This window comes from Bacillus sp. FJAT-44742, from assembly GCF_002797315.1.
Classification (GTDB): Bacteria; Bacillota; Bacilli; order Bacillales; family Marinococcaceae; genus Thalassorhabdus; species Thalassorhabdus alkalitolerans.
In genome coordinates, this window is the sequence record NZ_KZ454936.1 from 558,289 (window position 1) to 577,345 (window position 19,057).

The window sequence follows — 19,057 nt, forward strand, 5'->3', positions numbered from 1 at the left end:
ATGAACCTTCATTCCAAGCGATTGCTTTTTATATCAGTGGCCTTATTCTTAGTGTTGGTAACCTTACAGCGGCTTGCCGAGATGGGCGGGATAGCCTTGCCCTGGTGGGTTATTTTAATAGCTGTCGGCTCAGTATATTGCGGGTATATGTGGTATAAAACATCGAAAGAAGAACGGCAGGAAGAACAAAAGTGGATAGAGCAGGAAGGTAGAATCTTTATTCGGCGGATGGAAGATGAAAAGGCAAAAAGAAGCAGGGAAAATTCTCTTTCTTGAGTGTAGAAAGCGCGGAACTGGCCATCAGCCTGTCCCGCGCTTTTTTCTTATTGCTCAATCCAATCGCTGTATGCAGGGTTTTGCACATTAATTTCTGCATCAGCCATAATTTCCTCCATTACTTCTTCTGGACTGCGTGCTTCTTGCTGAATGAGAGCTTCTTCAATTTGCTCTTCAAGCTCCTCAAAAGATTCTCTTTTTTCTATGACTTCGATAATGTGGAACCCAAAATCTGATTCTACAGGTTCACTGATTTCGCCTTCTTCAAGTGAGAATGCAGTTTCTTCAAACTCTTCTACCATTTCTCCGCGGCTAAAAAATCCTAAATCTCCGCCTTGTGCCCCGGATCCTGGATCAATTGAATGTTCTGTTGCCAGCTCTTCAAAGTCAGCACCTTCTTGTAATTCTTCATAAAGCTCATCTGCTTCTTCTTCACTTTCAACGAGAATGTGACGAGCCCTGACTTCAGCCAGGTCTTCTTCATTCTCCTCAAAATATTCTTGTTTCGCTTCATCAGACAGGTCCACATCTTCACGTGTAAGCTCTTCTAGAATAAGCTGTGGTCGGATAAGTTCATTCTTAAATTGCTCTATAGAAGTAACAGGAAGCTGATATTGTGTCTGTAACAGCATGAGCAGCTCATCATCATCTTCTGCATTAAAGTTTTCCTTATACTGGTCTAATTCCTCTTGAACCTGCTCTTCTGTCACTCCAACTTCTTCAGCTTTATCTTCAAGCACAGTTGTTTGTACCATTTCATTTAACATTTGCTCGCCGTAAGTTTCCTTTAGTTCATTTATAAATTCCTCTTCAGTAATAACAGTATCGTTGACTTCAACAATTGTTTCACCGTTTTGTGCATCTTGTTCATTGTTGTTACAAGCAGTTAAAGCTGCTACAGCTCCGCCAATGCTTAACAACGTGATTAATCGCTTATTCATTATTGTTGTTCACTCCTCAAGTAGTGCCTTTCTATAGACAAACATACTATACCATAAACGCTATAGAAGAAAAAAGAGTTTTTGGGCAAAAGCCCACGCATGCCAAAGGGGGAAAGAATAAACTATCGTAAATGAGGCAGGAGGAGGTGTTCTCATGTCTAAAGGATATTACGGCGGGTTTGCGTTAATTGTAGTCCTGTTCATCTTACTAGTTATTGTTGGAGCTTCATGGTATTAAGATAAAGAGTTAGCTTTCGAGCAGCTTATTTAACCAAAAAAAGGTCTCCCTTATGATGTCTTCTCCTCACTGGAACCAATAAGAAATGGGCAGATAGAAACAGAACCATTTCCTGCTGGAAACATGAAGAAAAGCCTCAAGGGAGACCCTTATTGATAAACGACCTGGTTCAGGCTTGAATTGCATACTATAGCAGCCTGGATTGAAATGCGTCTAGGCTGCAATTAACATTCTGACGTACGTTGATGTTAACAAAATGGTAATGAGAACGTTAATTGTACGAAACACTTTAGGCTGACGCTCTTCCGAAATTTCTTTTTGTGTGCAAAGGGCGTTAGTCATGGAATTGATTACAAATAAATAAAAAAGAGCAAAAATTACAAAGAAGACAACGAACATAATGTTACCCCCAATAACTCATATCTTCTTTACCTTACCAAAAGTTCAAGGAAAAAGATAGTTTTTTCACTTCCAAAAAAGGAAACTACAAAGAAAGCGGAGGAAATAATTTATAAAGCAGGTGTGTGGCAAAGGAGAGCAAAAAAATGAAAAATATTTGGATGATTGCCTTTTTCCTCCTCCTTAGTGTAAATATAATTGTTATAATCGGAGGGGTGGCAGCTATCAACCATTACTTACCTGAGACAGAAGATTCTAAAAAGCTGCCTGAGACGACAGTGGAAGAGCCAGAAGAACCTGTTTTTACCCTTACTACTACAAAGGAACAACTGAACTATTTCTTGTATGAAGAACTGGAAGATGAAGAATTCAGTGTAGAAGCAGCAGAGGACCGCCTAATCCTTGAATCTTCAATAGAGCTTCTTGGGAGGTCTATTGAATTAGAGATGAACTTTGCTCCAGAAGTTCAGGAAAATGGAGATCTTATACTTCGCGAGGATGGTCTCCGTCTTGGCATTTTGCAGCTGCCAGGACCCGAAGCATTACAAGTCCTCAAATCACAAGCAGACTTGCCTGAATGGGCAGAAATTTATCCGGAAGAGCGAGCCATCTATATCTCTCTTTCAGAAATAGAGATTAATGATGAATATGTACCAGCGATCAGAGAAATTGATTTACTGGAAAATAATATTGAAATTGATATTCTAAGAATTCAGGAATAAATGGTAAGGCAGCCGTCTTAAGATGGCTGCTTTACTAAAATGTCTACACCATTTTTATTTCTCTCTACTACGCTGTTTTTAGGTGCTTTTATTAATTGTTTTACATATACCCAGTCATAAACAGAAAGCCCTGCATTGATTGAGGTGATTAACAGAAAATAATGCATGTACTCAGGCCATGTTAATGCTCCAAGAAGAGCCCCTATCGTAATCAAAAATGAGGGAAATAGTAAAGCTGTAATGTAGAGGTTTTTTGCGACAGGCTTGTTAAACTCTACTTTCATTGTTACTTTTTGTTTTCCTTTTTTTTTCACTTTATAAAGCCGTACGTCCGTCTTGATCCCTGAAAACCAAAGGGGGACATAATGCAACATGGTATGAACTGGATATAAAGTGACTATGGCAGCAACTGTAAGCGTGAAACCGATGCCTTGTGAGCTGATATCTCCATAATAGAGACTAAAAATCAGGTAAGTTATAATGAAAATACATAATGTTATACCTAATGAAATGAGCATCAGTCGTGATGAATCGAAATCTTTGAGTGTATTTACTGATTTCCAGCAGTTCATCCCAATCTCCTCCCTTCAGCCATCTCTTTGATTAATTTAGAGGGATTTGCTTAAAAAATCAATAGGTAAGACATAAATTATTAAAAAACATAGATTTTCGACAATTTTGTACTTTTCTTATAAAAAAGCTTTGTTCCATTTGTCGTTGATTTGTGTTTTTTATAAGCTCGCTTGCACCTAAAGGTACCTTGTTTCCCTTTATCCGAATTCACGTGGTCTTCACGACTTTATCTACACGCATATAACTTTTAAAAAATATTAGCCTTTAACAGAGTCAAAAAAGAAAAGGGAAGGAGGAAAAATTGTTATATGGATGAAGAATGGAGAGAGAGAATTGAAAGGCTGGAGTTTCATCAAAAGCTTTTGATGGAGCTTATTGAGGAAAAGCATCCCTTTTACCGACTAATTATAAAAAGAAAGATAACAGAAAAGGAAATGAGTAAACTGTATTCTTTGTGCGCGGTGTTAGAGCGAAAGCTGGCTGAAGAAAGAAAACAGGGAATGGTCTATCACGGGGAACTGCTGGATGAATTTATAGGAGAACTGAACCCTAAGTTAAATCCTGAAGAAACCATCATGGCACTGAAAAAGCAGGGGTTGTACATAGATTTGGTGACGGTCCTTCAGGATCGGATAAGGGAGAGACGAATAGGGGGGAATGACTAAACCCGGCTACTTTGCAGAAGTTGGACGAAGAGCCCCCTCTTCTTCTTTAAATTCCTCTTCAAATGTATGAAGGGACTCATCTAAAGAATTCATAAATTCAGTACCGTATATATAACGAACAATGGTATATAATTCTGAAAATTCTGGGAATTTTCCATACAATTCTTTAATTGGCATAGCCCCCTGGTAAACACTATAGGTATTGTGGTCATAGCTTTCAAAAGTTTTTAGCAGAAGCTCTTCACCTTTGTCAGTTAATTTTATATAGGTATTTCTTTTGTCTTTTTCACGCTTAGAGAAAGTTAAATAGCCTCTTTCCTCTAATTTTTTTGAAAAGTTAAAAGCAGTTGAAACATGCATGACACCAAATTTAGCGATATCAGATATAGAGGCACCCTTCATCTGGTAAGAGAGCCATAGGATATGGTGTTCATTAATATTTAAGTCAAACGGTTTAATCCACGCCTGCCAATCCTTTTCAACGGATTTCCACAATGCTTTACTTAATTGGGCCACTTTGTGGCTGAAAATAATGGACTCCTGAATGGAGTCAGAAGAATAGTTAGCCATAGATTTCCCCCCCTTATTATAGGCAGATACTTTCTTACTATTATGACAACAATTGAGTAAGGAATAAAGGAGAACTAAGATTTTTTTATAAAATAATATTATTTATTTTCTTTTCCATCAGCTTCTTCCCTTACTTTTTCACTTAAAGTGGCAATAGTGTCTGAAATTTCCTGCACTTCCTTTTGAATTGCCTGTACTTCAGGCTTTACGTCCTCCTCATAAAGGTTATAGGTTCTTTGCATCTCTGAAGAAAGATTTGAGAGTGCTTCTTTTCCTTCTGTAGAAATTTCATTCCACTTTTCTTTTATCTCATCCTTTTTATTGAGCGTCTGTTCGTTAAACGCTGTCCATTCCTCTTTTCTTTTAGCCTTTTCTCTTAGCTCTTTTCCTGATTGGGGAGTGGTTAACAGCACGTAGGCTCCTCCTATCAAAACACCTGCTGCTATTCCGGAAACAATTGATTTTGTATTCACAATTCTCGCTCCTTTTTGGAAATATTTTTACGGAAAAGTCTTATATGGTTATTTTCCTCTTTTCTGTATCCCTTCAAACTATTATTTAAAGATACCTTTGAGAAAAAAGCACAGGACGGAGGTCCTGTGCAATTAATTTTATTATCCGTGCTGTTGCTGAAACTCAAGCATAAAATCTCTAAGGGCTTTACAAGACTCAAGTGAAACAGCATTGTATATGGATGCGCGGCAGCCGCCAACCGAACGATGGCCGTTTAAGCCAATCATGTTACGTTCTTTGGCTTGTTTTAAAAACAGTTTGTTAAGCTCATCATTAGGCAGATTGAAAGTCACGTTCATTAAGGAGCGGCTGTCTTTATCAGCGTGGCCTTTATAGAAGCCATCACTCTCATCAATAGCTTTGTAGAGAATATCTGCTTTTTCTTTATTTCTTTTCTCCATGCCTTCTAATCCTCCATGCTCCTGAATCCACTCAAGAACGTTTTTCAGCATATAAATACCAAAGGTTGGAGGGGTATGATATAACGAATTAGATTTGGTGTGTGTGTCATACTTCAGCAGCGTAGGAATGTCATCAGGAATTTTCTCAAGAAGGGATTTCTTAAGTATAACCACTGTAACACCTGAAGGACCAAGGTTTTTTTGAGCACCAGCGTAAATAAGAGAGAATTTTTCCAATGGAATTGGACGGCATAATATGTCACTGGACATATCAGCCATTACGGGTGTATCCCAATCAAATTCAAAGGATGGCCACTGTGTACCGAAAATGGTGTTGTTGGTAGTAAGGTGGACATAAGAGTCTTTTGGATCTATGTCTATTTCTGAAAGTTCCGGGATACGGTCATAATTCGTTTCCTTGGAAGAAGCTCCTGTTTTCGTTTCACCAAGAATTTTGGCTTCCTTTAAAGCCTTTTCAGACCATGAACCGGTAAGTATATAGTTTGCTGTCTCTCCTGACTTTAAAAAGTTCATAGGGATCATGGAAAATTGCAGACTTGCACCACCTTGCAATAAAATAACCTCGTAATCTTCAGGTACGTTAAGAAGCTCTTTTAGAAGCGATATTGCTTTATTATGTACGTTGTCATATTCTTTGCTCCGATGACTTAATTCCATGACAGACATGCCTGTTTCTTCAAAATTAAGAAGTTCCTCTTTCGCTTTTTCTAATACCTCGGCTGGCAAGGCAGCAGGACCGGCGTTAAAATTATGGGCTCGGTTCATTTTCTCTTTCCACTCCTTTTTTATCTCTGGTAATTAGGGTTACTTTGCTTTACATATTTAATACGTTACAGTTTTCTTTTAAATTTGTGAACCTTCTAACAACATAAAAAAAGAAAATTTAAAGCAAACACTCCGGGAAAAGAATAATTTGTGATTTTTTTAAACCAAAGAGTCATAACCAACCGATAAAAAAAGCGCACCTTTATGGTGCACTTTTTACATATTTTGTTGCACAGCTTTCGCCATTTCCTGTAACTTTTCCGGGGAGTAATCGGAACTATTGTCCTCCCACGTCGGTTGGAATCCATCATTTTCGTCATATCGAGGAATGAAGTGTAAATGATAATGGAACACAGACTGAGATGCTGCTTTTCCGTTGTTATTCACAAGGTTCATCCCTTTAGGCTGGAATTCTTTTTGTAATGCACGTGCGATTTTCGGAGCAGTTGAAAATAAATGAGCAGCTGTTTCCTCTTCAAGTTCAAAAATATTTTCCTGGTGATCTTTGGGAATTAACAAGGTGTGTCCCTTAGTCACTTGTCCAATATCCATAAATGCTACTACGTGTTCATCTTCATAAACAGTTGCTGAAGGTATTTCTCCACCTACTATTTTACAAAATATACAATCGGGTGAGTGAGACATATGATTTCCTCCTTATGAAAAGACATCCTAGCCTTAGTGTAGCAAAAAATGGTATTGCCTGTACAAGAATACTCATGTTGTATAACAATTGGTCAGAAAAATATATCAATAGAAAAGCATTTTACCGTATTTCTAAATTTTCTTACACTTTTAACAAATGTGTTGTACTATAGTTGTGAGGCAGAAAAATATTGAAATAGCAATGAAGGGAAAGGTGGAACTGTTATGTATGTCCCTCTCGTATTAACACAATTTCTAGACCGGGCCGTAAAGCTGTATAGTGAAAAGGTTGCTGTAATTGATGAAGAAAGGGAAACCACGTACAGAGAGTTAAACAGCAGGGTAAATCAGCTTTCTCATGGATTGAAAGCGCTTAACATTCAAAAAGGGGACAAGGTAGCGTACTTAGCCCCTAATACGTTAGAAATGCTTGAAGGGTTTTATGGAGTATTTCAGCTTGGCGCGGTAATGACTCCGCTAAATACAAGATTAAAGCCAGAAGATTATCTTTTTATTTTAAACCATAGTGAAAGTAAAGTGCTGTTTGTTGAAAAGGAACTTTACCCGTTAATAGAACCGATCAAAGATCAGCTGACTACAATTGAAACAATCATTGCCCATGGAGCAGCCGAAGATCAGGAGAATTATTATAGCTACGACCAGTGGCTTACGCAATTTCCAGACTCAGCCTTTGACCGGGAGGAACTTGATGAATCTGATATAGCAAGCCTCCTTTACACGAGCGGAACCACTGGAAACCCTAAAGGAGTGTTATTAACGCACCGGTCTAATTACTTGCATGCTCTGACCGTTATGCATCATCTTAGAGTCTCTGACAGAGATACGCTTCTTCATGTGCTTCCTATGTTTCATGTTAATGGGTGGGGATCGCCTTTCTACTATACTGCTAACGGGGCAACACAGGTTATGCAGCGTAAAGTCGACGCGAAGGAAATTTTTAAAAAAGTCGACCGATACGGGATAACCATTGCTCATATGGCTCCGACCGTTTTAAATATGCTTCTTGAAGAGCATAGTCTGAACCCTGAAGAGCATGTGCTCGGACAGGATATGAGAGTTGTCATTGCCGGGTCAGCGCCGCCGCCGGCGTTTGTCACAAAAGTGGAGGAGGACTTTGGCTGGGAATTTATCCAGGTATATGGAATGACGGAGATCTCCCCTTTAGTTACCATCTCAGATATTCCTTCTACGTTAGAACACTTGCCAAAAGAAGAGAAACACTTGTTAAAAGCAAAAACAGGGTACTCCATGATAGGCACTGATGTAAAAGTATTAGATGAAAAGGGGGAGGAAGTTACTCGTAACGGGACAACGATTGGAGAAATCGCCGTCCGGTCCAATAATGTAATGGAAGGATACTTGAAAAATCCTGAAGCAACCTCAGAAACGATTCGAAACGGGTATCTTTACACAGGGGATATGGCTGTGGTCTATGATAATAATTATATAGAAATAGTAGACCGGAGAAAGGATGTTATTATCAGCGGAGGAGAAAACATTTCTTCAATTGAAGTGGAAGGGGTGCTGTATAATCACCCAGCTGTTTTGGAAGCAGCCGTTATCGCTGTTCCCCATGAGAAATGGGGAGAGGTTCCTCACGCTGTGATTGTACGTAAACAAGGAGCCCAAGCTGGTGAAGAAGAATTAATTTCGTTTGTCCGCTCTAAAATGGCTCATTTTAAGGCACCAAAAGGGATCACCTTTACAGACGCCCTGCCAAAAACTGCCTCTGGAAAGATACAAAAAGTACAAATCAGAAAGGAATTCTGGGGAGAAAACGGCAGGATGGTAAATTAAAAGGTAAGGGCTCGGCCCCAGGATGAAAAGGTTGGTTTTAGGATATTACAGTGAGCCCTATTCTGTCATTTCATCGACAAAAATTATCTCTCAAACCTCCTATTTGCTGTGCTATAATTTTTTCTAGGTATCTTATCGATAGTAAAGGAGAGAGCTGTTATGAAATGGCTGAGTATTCTAATGCTTGCAGTTCTACTGACAGGATTAGCAGGATGCGGGAATGAAAATGCAGACGGAAGTCCAGCTGTCGGGGAACAAAAGGAGCACGGCTTTGATATCTTAGAAACAACAGCTTCAGCTGCAGAACTTCCTGAGTTTCTAGAGCATACTCATGAAGATATTTCCTCTGTCTATGCTGAGTCTGTCCATCATAAAGACCTTCTTGAACATATTCCCTGTTACTGTGGTTGTTATGAATCTGCAGGCCACCGGAATGTGTATGACTGCTTTGTAAATCAAGTAAATGAAGATGGTACAATTACTTGGGATGATCATGGCATGAAATGCGGTGTTTGTCTTGAAATAGCATATTCTGCTGTTCAAATGAGTGAAAATGGTGCTTCAGACAAAGAAATCAGAGATGCTATTGATGACTACTATAATACAGATGACTACCCTGAAGCTACTCCGACTCCGCAGCCAGAAGCGTAAAGACTACAAAAACAGCTTTCTTTTCTTTATAGGAGAAAGCTGTTTTTTTCTATGAAACAGACTCTAAGGCAGTACGTTTTGCTATAGGAACCGGAGCAACGTATAATATCTAATTACATACATTAAAAGTCAGAGACGATTATCTTTATATATAAAGGGGCATCCACTATGGCACGGTTACTCGAAATAGAGGAAGTAAGCGGAGGGTACAACATACATAAACCAATTCTTCACGACCTATCTTTCTCTATCAATGAAGAGGAAATAGTCGGTTTAATAGGTTTAAATGGAGCAGGTAAGAGTACTACCATTAAACATGTTTTAGGGCTTATGGAGCCTTCTAAAGGTGAGATTCGCATAAATGGAAAGACCTTTCAGCAGGACCCTGACCGATACCGTTCGAATTTTACTTTTATCCCTGAAACACCGGTATTGTATGAAGAATTAACATTAATGGAACATCTGCGTCTGACCGCTATGGCTTATAACATTGACGAAAAAACCTTTAAAGAACGTTCTGATAAACTTATTCGAGAATATAGAATGGAAAAAATGCGCAAATGGTTTCCAAGCCATTTTTCTAAAGGGATGCGTCAGAAGGTTATGATTATGTGTGCCTTCCTTGTAGAACCTGATTTGTATATTGTTGATGAACCGTTTGTAGGTCTGGATCCAGTGGCTATTAAGTCACTACTTGACATGATGATGGAAATGAAGTCTCAGGGGGCAGGGATTTTAATGTCTACGCATATTCTCTCTACGGCCGAACGCTATTGTGACAGGTTCGTATTGCTGCACGAAGGAAGAATTCGTATGCAGGGCAGCCTGAGTGAACTAAGAGAACAAGCTGGAATGCCTGAAGCCACGTTGGATGATATTTACATTGAAATGACAAAGGAAGAAGAATCATGAAGGTTCATGAATTGTGGGGACATCGATCTCAAACATTTTGGAGTGAAGCTGTCAGGTATTTGCGTTTGATAGGGAACAGCGGGTTTGTGTTCACTTTATATGTCCTGTTTTTGATGGGGGGATATTATTACAGTTCATTTCTAGAATGGCTGCCTCCGGCCTTTCCAGCTGTTCTGTTTTTTTCAGTGCTGTTTGCATTGCTTTTGACAAGAAGCCCCATCCGTACCTTCTTAAAAGAAGGAGACCTGGTTTTCTTGCTTCCAGTCGAGACCCAGCTTACTTCCTATTTTAGAAAATCATTGATATATACCTTTATCATGCAGCTCTTTTTCATCGCTTTGTTATTTATGGTTCTCGGTCCCTTATTTTTAGACCGAATTCATCCGGGTACAGGTTATCTATTTACTGTCCTTCTTTGGCTTGCTGCAGGGAAATGGTGGAACCTTATTAGCAGGTGGGCAGAGATGAGAATTCAATCTGTCACCACTCGGGATATTCACATTGGTTTAAGGTTTTTAGTTAACGTTACTTTCACGTTTTTTCTTTTTTCAGCTGCTCCTGTCGTTTACCCGCTTGTCATCATGGGGGCTATGGTATTTGTCTATCTTTTTTACTACCAGAAACTTCATACCCAACATGGATTAAAATGGCAGCATGTATTAGAAATGGAAGAGAGAATGGTCAGCTTCTTCTACAGGATTGCTAACTCATTTACCGACGTTCCTCACTTGAAGTCAAGCGTGAAGGGACGTTTATGGGCTTCTAAATGGGTAGATAAAGCAGCCCATAATAAGACCTCCGTATACACATATCTTTATGGAAAAACATTTATTAGAGCAAATGATTACTTTGGCATTTACGTTCGGTTGTTTATCGTAGGAAGCTTAGTGATGTCTGTTATTCCTTCAGACTTGGGGAGAGGTTTTTTAGCAGTCTTGTTTATTTACATGACCGGACTTCAGCTTTCCACACTTTGGAATCATTATGATGTGAAAATTTGGACTGACTTGTACCCGGTCAGACATACATTAAAAAAGCAGTCTTTTACGTTTATCATAGAGAGACTCCTTTGGGTGCAGGCTCTTTTGTTTGGTGTCATATTAGGACTTTATGGAGTCAACATCCTTATTCTCATAACCGCTTTAGCTGCCGGTGTCGTATTTAGCTCGTATTATGCAAGAAAACTGGTATTTAAAAAAAGGAAAGCTGCATAAGGTGGATAAAGAGTCAGCACCTTTGATCAAAGAGGAGGGTTGTTGTGACTGTTTATAAATATGAACAACGGGCTCATGATGAGCTTGAAAGCTGGCTGAGAAAGGTAAAAAAGCCTTCCTCTATGTCTAAGAAACTAACAAAAACAATGCAGATGAAAATGAACAGCTATATTCCAAAGAAAGTTCATGACTCTATAGGGGAAGCCGTAAGGCATATGGTAAACACAGCTCTGGCAGGGACAGAGTATGGTAAAAAACAAGAAGTCATCTTGCACGCTTCACTAGAAGAAAGGGAAAGAAAACTAGAAGAAACCATTGCTGCATACAGAAGAACAGCAGCAGCTGAGGGAGCTGGCACCGGCGCAGGAGGAATTCTTTTAGGAATGGCTGATTTTCCTCTTCTTCTGGGAATAAAGATGAGGTTCTTGTTTTCAGCAGCTGCCATATATGGCTTTGATACGTCTGATTACAGAGAAAGATTATACATTCTCCATTTATTTCAAACAGCATTTTCAAGTGAACGAAAGCGTTTGGAAGTAGTCGACAGACTAGAAAATTGGGGAGAGTATATTAAAGATAAACCCAAAGAGCTTTCCTTAAATGATGAGGTGAACTGGACTGAGTTCCAGCTTGAATACCGGGACTTTATAGACCTCCCTAAAACGCTTCAGCTGATCCCGGGCTTTGGTGCTATTGTCGGGGCAGCCGCGAATTATCATTTCCTTGATGTGCTGGCAGAAACAGCAAAGAACGGATATCGTCTTCGTCTTTTAATAGAAAAAGAGGATCCTCATAAATAGGATCCTCTTTTTCTATTTGTAATGAATAACTGCCTTAGCCATGGTTTTTGCTGCAATCAGCATGGCTTTTTCATCAATATCAAATTTTGGGTGGTGATGCGGGTAGGCAGTTTCCCATTCAGGGTTTTTAGCCCCTGTAAAGAAAAAGGTTCCCTTTACATGTTCCAGATAATGGGCGAAATCCTCGCCGCCCATCATTGGTTTCATATCTTCAATAATCTCTACTCCTGGCACACCTTTAGCAGCAGCAGCTAGATAGGCAGTTTCCTCCTCATGGTTCACTACAGGAGGATAACCTTTAAAGTAATCAAATTCAGCTTGCACGTCTGCTCCCAGGCATACACCATCTACTAATCTTTTTAAATCTGCTTCAATTTGATCCCGGACCTCTTCGTTAAAAGTTCTGACCGTGCCAACAAGCTTAGCTGTATCAGCAATCACATTAAAGGCATTGTCCGCTTCAAACTTTCCGATAGAAACTACTGCAGATTCCTGAGGATCTACATGGCGGCTTACAAGCTGTTGTATATTTCCAACAAGCTGAGAAGCAATGACTATGGCGTCCTTTGTAAGGTGAGGCATAGCACCGTGTCCACCTTTTCCAAGGATTTTGATTTCAAAACGGTCTGCGGCTGCCATGACTGGCCCTGAGTGATATTGAATCTTTCCAACTGGCTCTGTGGCCCACAAATGGGTTCCAAAGATAACATCGACACCATTGAGGCAGCCGTCTTTTATCATTTCAATCGCTCCGCCTGGAGCATACTCTTCTGCATGCTGGTGGATAAAAACAATCGTACCTTTAAGTTCATTCTGAACTTTGTTCAGTGCTTTAGCTAAACCGAGTAATGTGGCAGTATGACCATCATGTCCACAGGCATGCATTACGCCATCAACGGTTGACTTATAAGGGGTTTCTTTTTCATCTTGAATAGGAAGAGCATCAAAATCAGCACGCAGCGCAATGACAGGGCCAGGATATCCCCCTTCCAGACGCGCGACGACTCCTCGACCGCCAACGTTTGTTTCAACTTTGTGGCCAAGTTTTTCGTGAAACTCGGCGATGTATTTTGGTGTATGTACTTCTTGGAAAGATAGTTCAGGATGCTGGTGGAGATATCTGCGGATATCAACCATTTCATTGTATAGCGTGTCCAGATAATCATATACTTTATTTTCCATAGTTTCTTAGCCCCCTTTTTGAAATTTTTTCGTAAAGCGAAATAGTTATCAACAAAGAAGTCTCCCAATTATTCATACAGCAAAGCTTATGCGATAACCCGAAGGTATTGCTGTATGAGCCCAACCTTATTGAGAGACAATGTTATTCTTTTATTCTACCAGAATTAAATTAAATACCGAAAGGAACGAACCTTGCCAAATAACTGGAAATCAGTTGAAAGTACCCGGTAAAGAGCATAATTCCAAGGCCAATCATGATATACCCGCTTACCTTTTGAATGCGAGGAATAATCTTATTTATTTTCTTCATTTTGTTTAAGGAGCGTGAATATAAAAGAGCAACTAAAAGGAAAGGAATCCCGAGTCCGATAGAATAGACAAAGAGCATCACCATTCCAGAAGTCATTGTTTCTGCCTGACTGGCAAGAGTCAGGATAGCTCCAAGAACAAGTCCTATGCACGGTGACCAGCCAGCAGCAAACACTAGTCCGAATACGACTGAGCTTGCAAAGCTAGTTGACTTTTTAGGGTTATGTTTCATTTTCTTTTCAGATAGAAGAGCACGAATAGAAATAACCCCGGCCATTTGCAAACCAAAAATTACAATGATAATTCCGCCGAGCTGTTCAATTAGCGTGTTGTATCTGGCAAAGAATTGTCCGATAAAGGTAGAGGATGCTCCTAAAATAAGGAAAATAATAGTGAATCCTAAAATAAAACCAAGACTTCTTGATACAATCATGCGGCGTTCGGCATGAATTTGGTTTTCAGATATGGTTGTCCCTGTTAATTGAGCCAGATACGCTGGCACCAGGGGAAAGATACAAGGAGACAGGAAAGAAATGACACCAGCTCCAAATGCTAACCAGATGGTTACCTCAGTCAAATAAGGCACCTCCAATTCGAAAGATATTTAAAAAAAAGCACCATAGTAAATTATAGCTTATTTTAGTAAAGAAACAATGGACGAACATTGACATTTTTACAAACGAAACAGCAGAAAGGGATGAGGAAGTGCTAACTGACCACGAGTTGTATGTTACAGGAATGTTACAAAAAGATGGGGTGCCAGGCACCACAATTGGAGAAAATATATTCAGGTATGGACGAATCTATACTATAATGATTTTACATAAAGAAGTGATCGACAAAAGGAGTTAGTTGTCGAATGAAGATAAAAAGAAAAATTTTATTATGGATGGCCATGCTCAGCGCTGTTTTTGGGCTTGGTGTTGCTATATATTTTGCAGTGGTTGTCATCGGGACAGTAGCGATTGATGAGAAACAGCTGGTTATGAATGAAACATCCCATATTTATGATACAGATGGCGAATTGATAGCAAAGTTATTTCAGGAAGACAGAGAGGTTGTAGACATTAATGACGTACCATCTCACGTTCAAAATGCCTTTGTGGCAATAGAGGATGTAAGATTTTACAATCACCAGGGGATTGACCCGCGAGCAATTGGCCGCGCCCTGTATAGAGATATTCTAGCTGGTGCAAGGGTAGAAGGCGGCAGCACGATCACTCAGCAATTAGCAAAAAATGTCTTCTTGACCCACGACAAAACGCTTTTGAGAAAAACAAAAGAAGTGCTCATTGCAATGAGCCTTGAAAGAAAATACAGCAAGGATGAAATCCTTGGTTTTTATTTAAATAATATATATTTTGGGCACGGAGCCTACGGCATTCAACAAGCTTCACGATTGTATTTTGGCAAAGATGTGGGGGAACTCACAGTGGACGAAGGAGCTCTGCTTGCTTCTCTTCCTAAAGCACCTAGCCATTATTCTCCTGCCAATGATATTGAAAGAGCAGAACAAAGAAGAAATACAGTACTAGCTGTTATGGAACGCCATGGCTTTTTGACTGCAGAGGAAACGGTGGCTTATCAAGGAAGGTCTCTTTCTGAGGATTTGCAGAGGTATGAAAATGATCCTGCTTTTTTCACATATATTGATATGGTTCTTCAAGAGGCAGAAGAAAAGTATAATCTGACTTCCAGAGAAATCCATACAGGCGGGTATGATATTGTGGTACCAGTAGATGAAGAGCTACAGCTGGAAGCCTATGACATGTTTCAGGATTCCGGGAATTTCCCAGGAAATGTTGTAGAGGGTGCATATGTGATGATTGATCACCATACCGGCGGTGTGGCTGCACTACAAGGAGGAAGAGAATATGTAAGGCACGGCCTTAACCGGGTTAATGTAAAACGGCAGCCAGGATCTGCTATTAAACCCGCTGCGGTTTATGGTCCTGCACTGGAATCAGGAAGCTACCATCCCTATTCCATGCTGGTGGATGAGCAGATTGATTACGATGGTTATTCACCTGCTAACTTTAATGGAGAGTATCAAGGGGAAATCTCAATGGCTGAGGCTGTGGCACAGTCAACTAACACAGCTGCTGTCTGGCTTTTTAATGAACTAGGAGTTAATTATGCAACCTCCTGGATGGAGGATTTCGGACTTCCTGTTGAGGATGACGGGCTGGCAGTGGCATTAGGCGGTCTTTCTACAGGCTATACACCCCTTGAAATGGCCTCAGCATATACAGCCTTTGCAAATGAAGGAAATAGAGTAGAGCCCTATGTCATTGAAGAAATTTATGATAGGAATGGGCGGCAAATAGGGGGAGCAGAGCCTGAACTAAATGAAGTGATAAATCCTCAAAATGCCTGGTATATGACAAGGCTGTTAGAAAATGTTGTAACGGAAGGTACAGGTACTGCCGGGTCCACAGAGCATGCATTAGCAGGCAAGACAGGGACTACAACAGGAGCGAGAGATGCATGGTTTGTCGGTTACACACCAAAATGGACCGGGGCTCTGTGGATGGGGTACGACGAAGCTGTTGAAGAAGAATCGATTGCCAGCAGCTCCTATCCCACGGCCTTATTTAAACGGATTTTGAATGGAAAGGATCTGGATCGAGAGAGCATTGCCTTTCATAAGCCGGAAGACGTGAAAGATTTAGAAGAACCGATACAGCTGGCAAACATTGGTGACTTAAATGCCTCACTCAGCTTGAGAGGGGGAGGTCTGCTGAATGTAAACTTATCCTGGACGCCCTCGCAGGATGATCGAATTATTTATCAAGTTTATGAAGTGAAAAATGGTGAAAGTGAAAAGGTTGGAGAAGTGGAAGGGAAAGGTGAATTTACAGTTGACGGTGTCAATATGTTTTCATTAGATGATTACATGATCGTCCCCTATAATCCACTTACAGAAACAGAAGGCGAACCTTCTAATGTGGCTGAGGTCAATATCGGTTTCTCTTTTTAATGCTTTCCTGAACATGCGTGTTCGACATGCAGGGACTGTCCCATACCTTACTTCGCAATAAATGAGCCAGGATTAAATGTCCCGGCTCATTTTTTATGCTATTCTGTTTGAAGGATATGGGTATTTTTTACATAAAAGGAAATAAGGAACTTAAGATAATTGATAAATCCCTTCTTGTAAGCATAACTTTTTCCTATGACAAACTTGTCAGGATATAATGGTTTGTGCTGCGGTACAAATTTTTAATAGAACGTGGTGAAGGTAACACTACGCTGACTTTAGGGGGCAACAAACAGAATAAGGGTTTTTGTTTTCTTCTATTTTATGAACATTTTTTATTTGGACTATACATGACAAAAGGATGGGGTTATGGTAAAAAGGGATTGGAATTTGCTCGTGTGAAACAATAATAAAGAGTACATACTGATATAACTTACTAGGAAATAAAGGAGTGCTATATATGGCGCAACAGCCAAAAAATAATACCTATTTAAAAGCTTGCCGGCAGGAAAAAGCAGCTCATACACCAGTGTGGTACATGAGGCAGGCAGGACGGTCTCAGCCCGAATACCGAAAGCTTAAAGAAAAATATTCATTATTTGAAATTACAAGGCAGCCTGAACTGTGTGCTTATGTGACGAAGCTTCCGGTTGATCAATATAACAATGATGCAGCTATTTTATATAAAGATATTATGACTCCTCTTCCTGCCATAGGGGTAGATGTAGAGATTAAATCAGGGATAGGCCCGGTAATTGATAACCCGATAAAAGGACTAGACGATGTGAAAAAGCTGGGGGAAATCAACCCGGAAGAAGACGTTCCTTATGTCCTTGATACGATTAAACTTTTAAGAGAGCAGTTATCTGTTCCCTTAATCGGCTTCAGCGGTGCGCCTTTTACTCTTGCAAGCTATATGATAGAAGGCGGCCCCTCAAAGAACTATCATAAAACAAAGGCCTTTATGTATGCTGAGCAAGAAGCCTGGTTCGAATTGATGGATAAGCTTGGTGAAATGACAATAACTTATGTGCAGGCACAAGTGAAAGCAGGAGCCCAGGCCATCCAAATATTTGATTCCTGGGTGGGAACGCTGAATGTAGAGGACTACCGCACATTTGTAAAGCCCGTTATGAACAAGATTTTTACAGCCATTAGAAAAGAAGGTGTACCACTGACCATGTTCGGTGTCGGTGCAAGTCATTTAATTAAAGAATGGGATGACCTTCCGCTGGATGTAATTGGTCTTGACTGGCGCCTGTCAGTAAAAGAAGCAAGGGAAATGGGTGTAACCAAGACGCTGCAAGGGAACCTTGATCCTTCCATTTTATTGGCACCTTGGGAAGTAATCGAAGAGCATGCAAGAAAAATTTTGGAGCAAGGTTTGGAAGATGATGGGTACATCTTTAATTTAGGTCATGGCGTTTTTCCAGAAGTAAAGCCGGAAACTTTAAAAAAGTTAACTGCATTTGTACATGAATATACTTCACAGAGAAAAAAGGAGAGAGAGGCATGACTAGAGAAAAAATAGGGTTATTGGTCATGGCGTATGGAACACCTAGAAGTCTTGAAGAAGTGGAGCCTTATTACACGCATATTCGCAGAGGAAGAAAACCTTCCGATGAAGCCCTTCAAGATTTGATTTCCAGGTATGAAGCGATTGGGGGAATCTCTCCTTTAGCAAAAATAACAGAAGAGCAGGCACATCGCCTTGCGGAGCGCCTAAATGAAATTCACCCAGATCAAGAATTTATTCCTTATCTTGGCCTGAAGCATATTGACCCGTTTATTGAAGATGCTGTTGCACAAATGAAGGAAGATGGGATTGAAAAAGCCGTGAGCATTGTCCTCGCTCCTCACTTCTCCACGTTTAGTGTGAAGTCTTATAACGGACGGGCCCAGGAAGAAACAGGGAGAATCCAAGGTCCAGAGATTGCCAGTATCGAAAGCTGGTATGATCACCCCAAATTTATTCAATATTGGACAGAACAAGTTGAAAGCACTTTTGCCGAAATTGAAAATAAGGATGAGGCCGTCGTCATTTTCTCTGCGCACAGCCTTCCAGAGAAAATTATCCAGAACAATGATCCTTACCCTGAACAGCTGAGAGAAACCGCTGACTTGATTGCTGCGAGAGCTGGCATTAAGAATTATGAAATCGGGTGGCAGAGCGAAGGGAACACTCCTGAACCATGGATTGGTCCTGATGTTCAGGATTTAACCAGGGACTTGTACAACAAACATGGGTATACCTCTTTTGTGTATTGTCCGGTTGGGTTTGTCGCGGACCACTTAGAAGTACTGTTTGACAACGATGTGGAATGTAAGCTGGTGACTGATGAAATTGGAGCCAAGTATTATCGTCCGGACATGCCTAATGCCGAGCCGCTTTTTATAGATGCGTTGGCAGATATTGTGAGTGACAAGCTTGAAAAAGTACGGATCAATTAAAACGGGGAATG

General features: G+C 40.2%; 21 protein-coding genes. 12 read left to right on the plus strand and 9 right to left on the minus strand.

Annotated elements, in window-relative coordinates:
- Positions 1-276, plus strand: coding sequence for a sporulation YhaL family protein (locus CEF17_RS02805; RefSeq protein WP_054635572.1), 276 nt, complete (start codon positions 1-3; stop codon positions 274-276).
- 47 nt (positions 277-323) lie between these two features.
- Here the strand turns inward: CEF17_RS02805 and CEF17_RS02810 are convergent, their stop codons facing one another.
- Positions 324-1,217, minus strand: coding sequence for a peptidylprolyl isomerase (locus tag CEF17_RS02810; protein WP_100398195.1), 894 nt, complete (start codon positions 1,215-1,217; stop codon positions 324-326).
- Positions 1,218-1,371: 154 nt separating this feature from the next.
- On the opposite strand from CEF17_RS02810, the gene CEF17_RS02815 reads away from it, so the two are divergent.
- Positions 1,372-1,455 (plus strand): YjcZ family sporulation protein, encoded by an 84-nt coding sequence (locus tag CEF17_RS02815; RefSeq protein WP_035710302.1) that lies wholly within the window; start codon positions 1,372-1,374, stop codon positions 1,453-1,455.
- Positions 1,456-1,668: 213 nt separating this feature from the next.
- Here the strand turns inward: CEF17_RS02815 and CEF17_RS02820 are convergent, their stop codons facing one another.
- Positions 1,669-1,854 (minus strand): hypothetical protein, encoded by a 186-nt coding sequence (locus CEF17_RS02820; RefSeq protein WP_054635569.1) that lies wholly within the window; start codon positions 1,852-1,854, stop codon positions 1,669-1,671.
- Between the two features lie 146 nt (positions 1,855-2,000).
- Here CEF17_RS02820 and CEF17_RS02825 point away from each other — a divergent pair, with 146 nt between their 5' ends.
- A complete protein-coding gene (locus tag CEF17_RS02825; RefSeq protein WP_100398196.1) occupies positions 2,001-2,576 on the plus strand; it encodes a YpmS family protein in 576 nt (191 codons plus the stop codon).
- Positions 2,577-2,593: 17 nt separating this feature from the next.
- Here the strand turns inward: CEF17_RS02825 and CEF17_RS02830 are convergent, their stop codons facing one another.
- Positions 2,594-3,148 (minus strand): DUF3267 domain-containing protein, encoded by a 555-nt coding sequence (locus CEF17_RS02830; protein WP_100398197.1) that lies wholly within the window; start codon positions 3,146-3,148, stop codon positions 2,594-2,596.
- A 309-nt stretch (positions 3,149-3,457) separates the two neighbouring features.
- Between CEF17_RS02830 and CEF17_RS02835 the strand changes: the two genes are divergently transcribed.
- On the plus strand, positions 3,458-3,814 hold the full coding sequence (locus CEF17_RS02835; protein ID WP_100398198.1) for a DUF1878 family protein: 357 nt from the start codon (positions 3,458-3,460) through the stop codon (positions 3,812-3,814).
- Between the two features lie 6 nt (positions 3,815-3,820).
- Here the strand turns inward: CEF17_RS02835 and CEF17_RS02840 are convergent, their stop codons facing one another.
- From CEF17_RS02840 to CEF17_RS02855, 4 genes are all read right to left on the minus strand, one after another.
- Entirely contained in the window at positions 3,821-4,384 is a 564-nt protein-coding gene (locus tag CEF17_RS02840; RefSeq protein WP_100398199.1) for an HTH-type transcriptional regulator Hpr, read from the minus strand.
- Between the two features lie 98 nt (positions 4,385-4,482).
- Complete coding sequence (locus tag CEF17_RS02845; RefSeq protein WP_157842907.1) at positions 4,483-4,857, minus strand: YtxH domain-containing protein; 375 nt, start codon at positions 4,855-4,857, stop codon at positions 4,483-4,485.
- Between the two features lie 141 nt (positions 4,858-4,998).
- Positions 4,999-6,084: a 3-phosphoserine/phosphohydroxythreonine transaminase gene (serC, locus tag CEF17_RS02850; RefSeq protein WP_100398201.1), complete on the minus strand. Its 1,086-nt coding sequence runs from the start codon at positions 6,082-6,084 to the stop codon at positions 4,999-5,001.
- 216 nt (positions 6,085-6,300) lie between these two features.
- Positions 6,301-6,729 (minus strand): HIT family protein, encoded by a 429-nt coding sequence (locus tag CEF17_RS02855; RefSeq protein WP_100398202.1) that lies wholly within the window; start codon positions 6,727-6,729, stop codon positions 6,301-6,303.
- Between the two features lie 225 nt (positions 6,730-6,954).
- On the opposite strand from CEF17_RS02855, the gene CEF17_RS02860 reads away from it, so the two are divergent.
- The 5 genes from CEF17_RS02860 (at position 6,955) to CEF17_RS02880 (ending at position 12,124) form a co-directional block, all read left to right on the plus strand.
- Positions 6,955-8,547, plus strand: a complete 1,593-nt coding sequence (locus CEF17_RS02860; RefSeq protein ID WP_100398203.1) for a long-chain-fatty-acid--CoA ligase — start codon at positions 6,955-6,957, stop codon at positions 8,545-8,547.
- Between the two features lie 159 nt (positions 8,548-8,706).
- Positions 8,707-9,198: a PCYCGC motif-containing (lipo)protein gene (locus tag CEF17_RS02865; RefSeq protein ID WP_100398204.1), complete on the plus strand. Its 492-nt coding sequence runs from the start codon at positions 8,707-8,709 to the stop codon at positions 9,196-9,198.
- A 168-nt stretch (positions 9,199-9,366) separates the two neighbouring features.
- Entirely contained in the window at positions 9,367-10,110 is a 744-nt protein-coding gene (locus CEF17_RS02870; RefSeq protein ID WP_100398205.1) for an ABC transporter ATP-binding protein, read from the plus strand.
- Entirely contained in the window at positions 10,107-11,324 is a 1,218-nt protein-coding gene (locus CEF17_RS02875) for an ABC transporter permease (RefSeq protein ID WP_100398206.1), read from the plus strand. Before CEF17_RS02870 ends, CEF17_RS02875 begins: the two co-directional genes overlap by 4 nt.
- A gap of 44 nt (positions 11,325-11,368) precedes the next feature.
- Positions 11,369-12,124 (plus strand): EcsC family protein, encoded by a 756-nt coding sequence (locus tag CEF17_RS02880; protein WP_100398207.1) that lies wholly within the window; start codon positions 11,369-11,371, stop codon positions 12,122-12,124.
- A 12-nt stretch (positions 12,125-12,136) separates the two neighbouring features.
- On the opposite strand, the gene CEF17_RS02885 is transcribed toward CEF17_RS02880, so the two are convergent.
- Positions 12,137-13,306 (minus strand): M20 metallopeptidase family protein, encoded by a 1,170-nt coding sequence (locus CEF17_RS02885; RefSeq protein WP_100398208.1) that lies wholly within the window; start codon positions 13,304-13,306, stop codon positions 12,137-12,139.
- Positions 13,307-13,475: 169 nt separating this feature from the next.
- Positions 13,476-14,201, minus strand: coding sequence for a cytochrome c biogenesis CcdA family protein (locus CEF17_RS02890; protein ID WP_332835275.1), 726 nt, complete (start codon positions 14,199-14,201; stop codon positions 13,476-13,478).
- Between the two features lie 273 nt (positions 14,202-14,474).
- Here CEF17_RS02890 and CEF17_RS02895 point away from each other — a divergent pair, with 273 nt between their 5' ends.
- The 3 genes from CEF17_RS02895 to hemH all read left to right on the plus strand — a co-directional run bounded on the left by CEF17_RS02895 (position 14,475) and on the right by hemH (position 19,046).
- On the plus strand, positions 14,475-16,595 hold the full coding sequence (locus CEF17_RS02895; protein ID WP_198508867.1) for a transglycosylase domain-containing protein: 2,121 nt from the start codon (positions 14,475-14,477) through the stop codon (positions 16,593-16,595).
- Positions 16,596-17,055: 460 nt separating this feature from the next.
- Positions 17,056-18,111 (plus strand): uroporphyrinogen decarboxylase, encoded by a 1,056-nt coding sequence (gene hemE, locus CEF17_RS02905; RefSeq protein ID WP_100398211.1) that lies wholly within the window; start codon positions 17,056-17,058, stop codon positions 18,109-18,111.
- Positions 18,108-19,046 carry a ferrochelatase gene (gene hemH / locus CEF17_RS02910; protein WP_100398212.1) on the plus strand — a complete coding sequence of 313 codons (939 nt, stop codon included), beginning with the start codon at positions 18,108-18,110 and terminating at the stop codon, positions 19,044-19,046. The genes hemE and hemH overlap by 4 nt, the downstream gene beginning before the upstream one ends.
- The last annotated feature ends 11 nt before the right edge of the window (positions 19,047-19,057 follow it).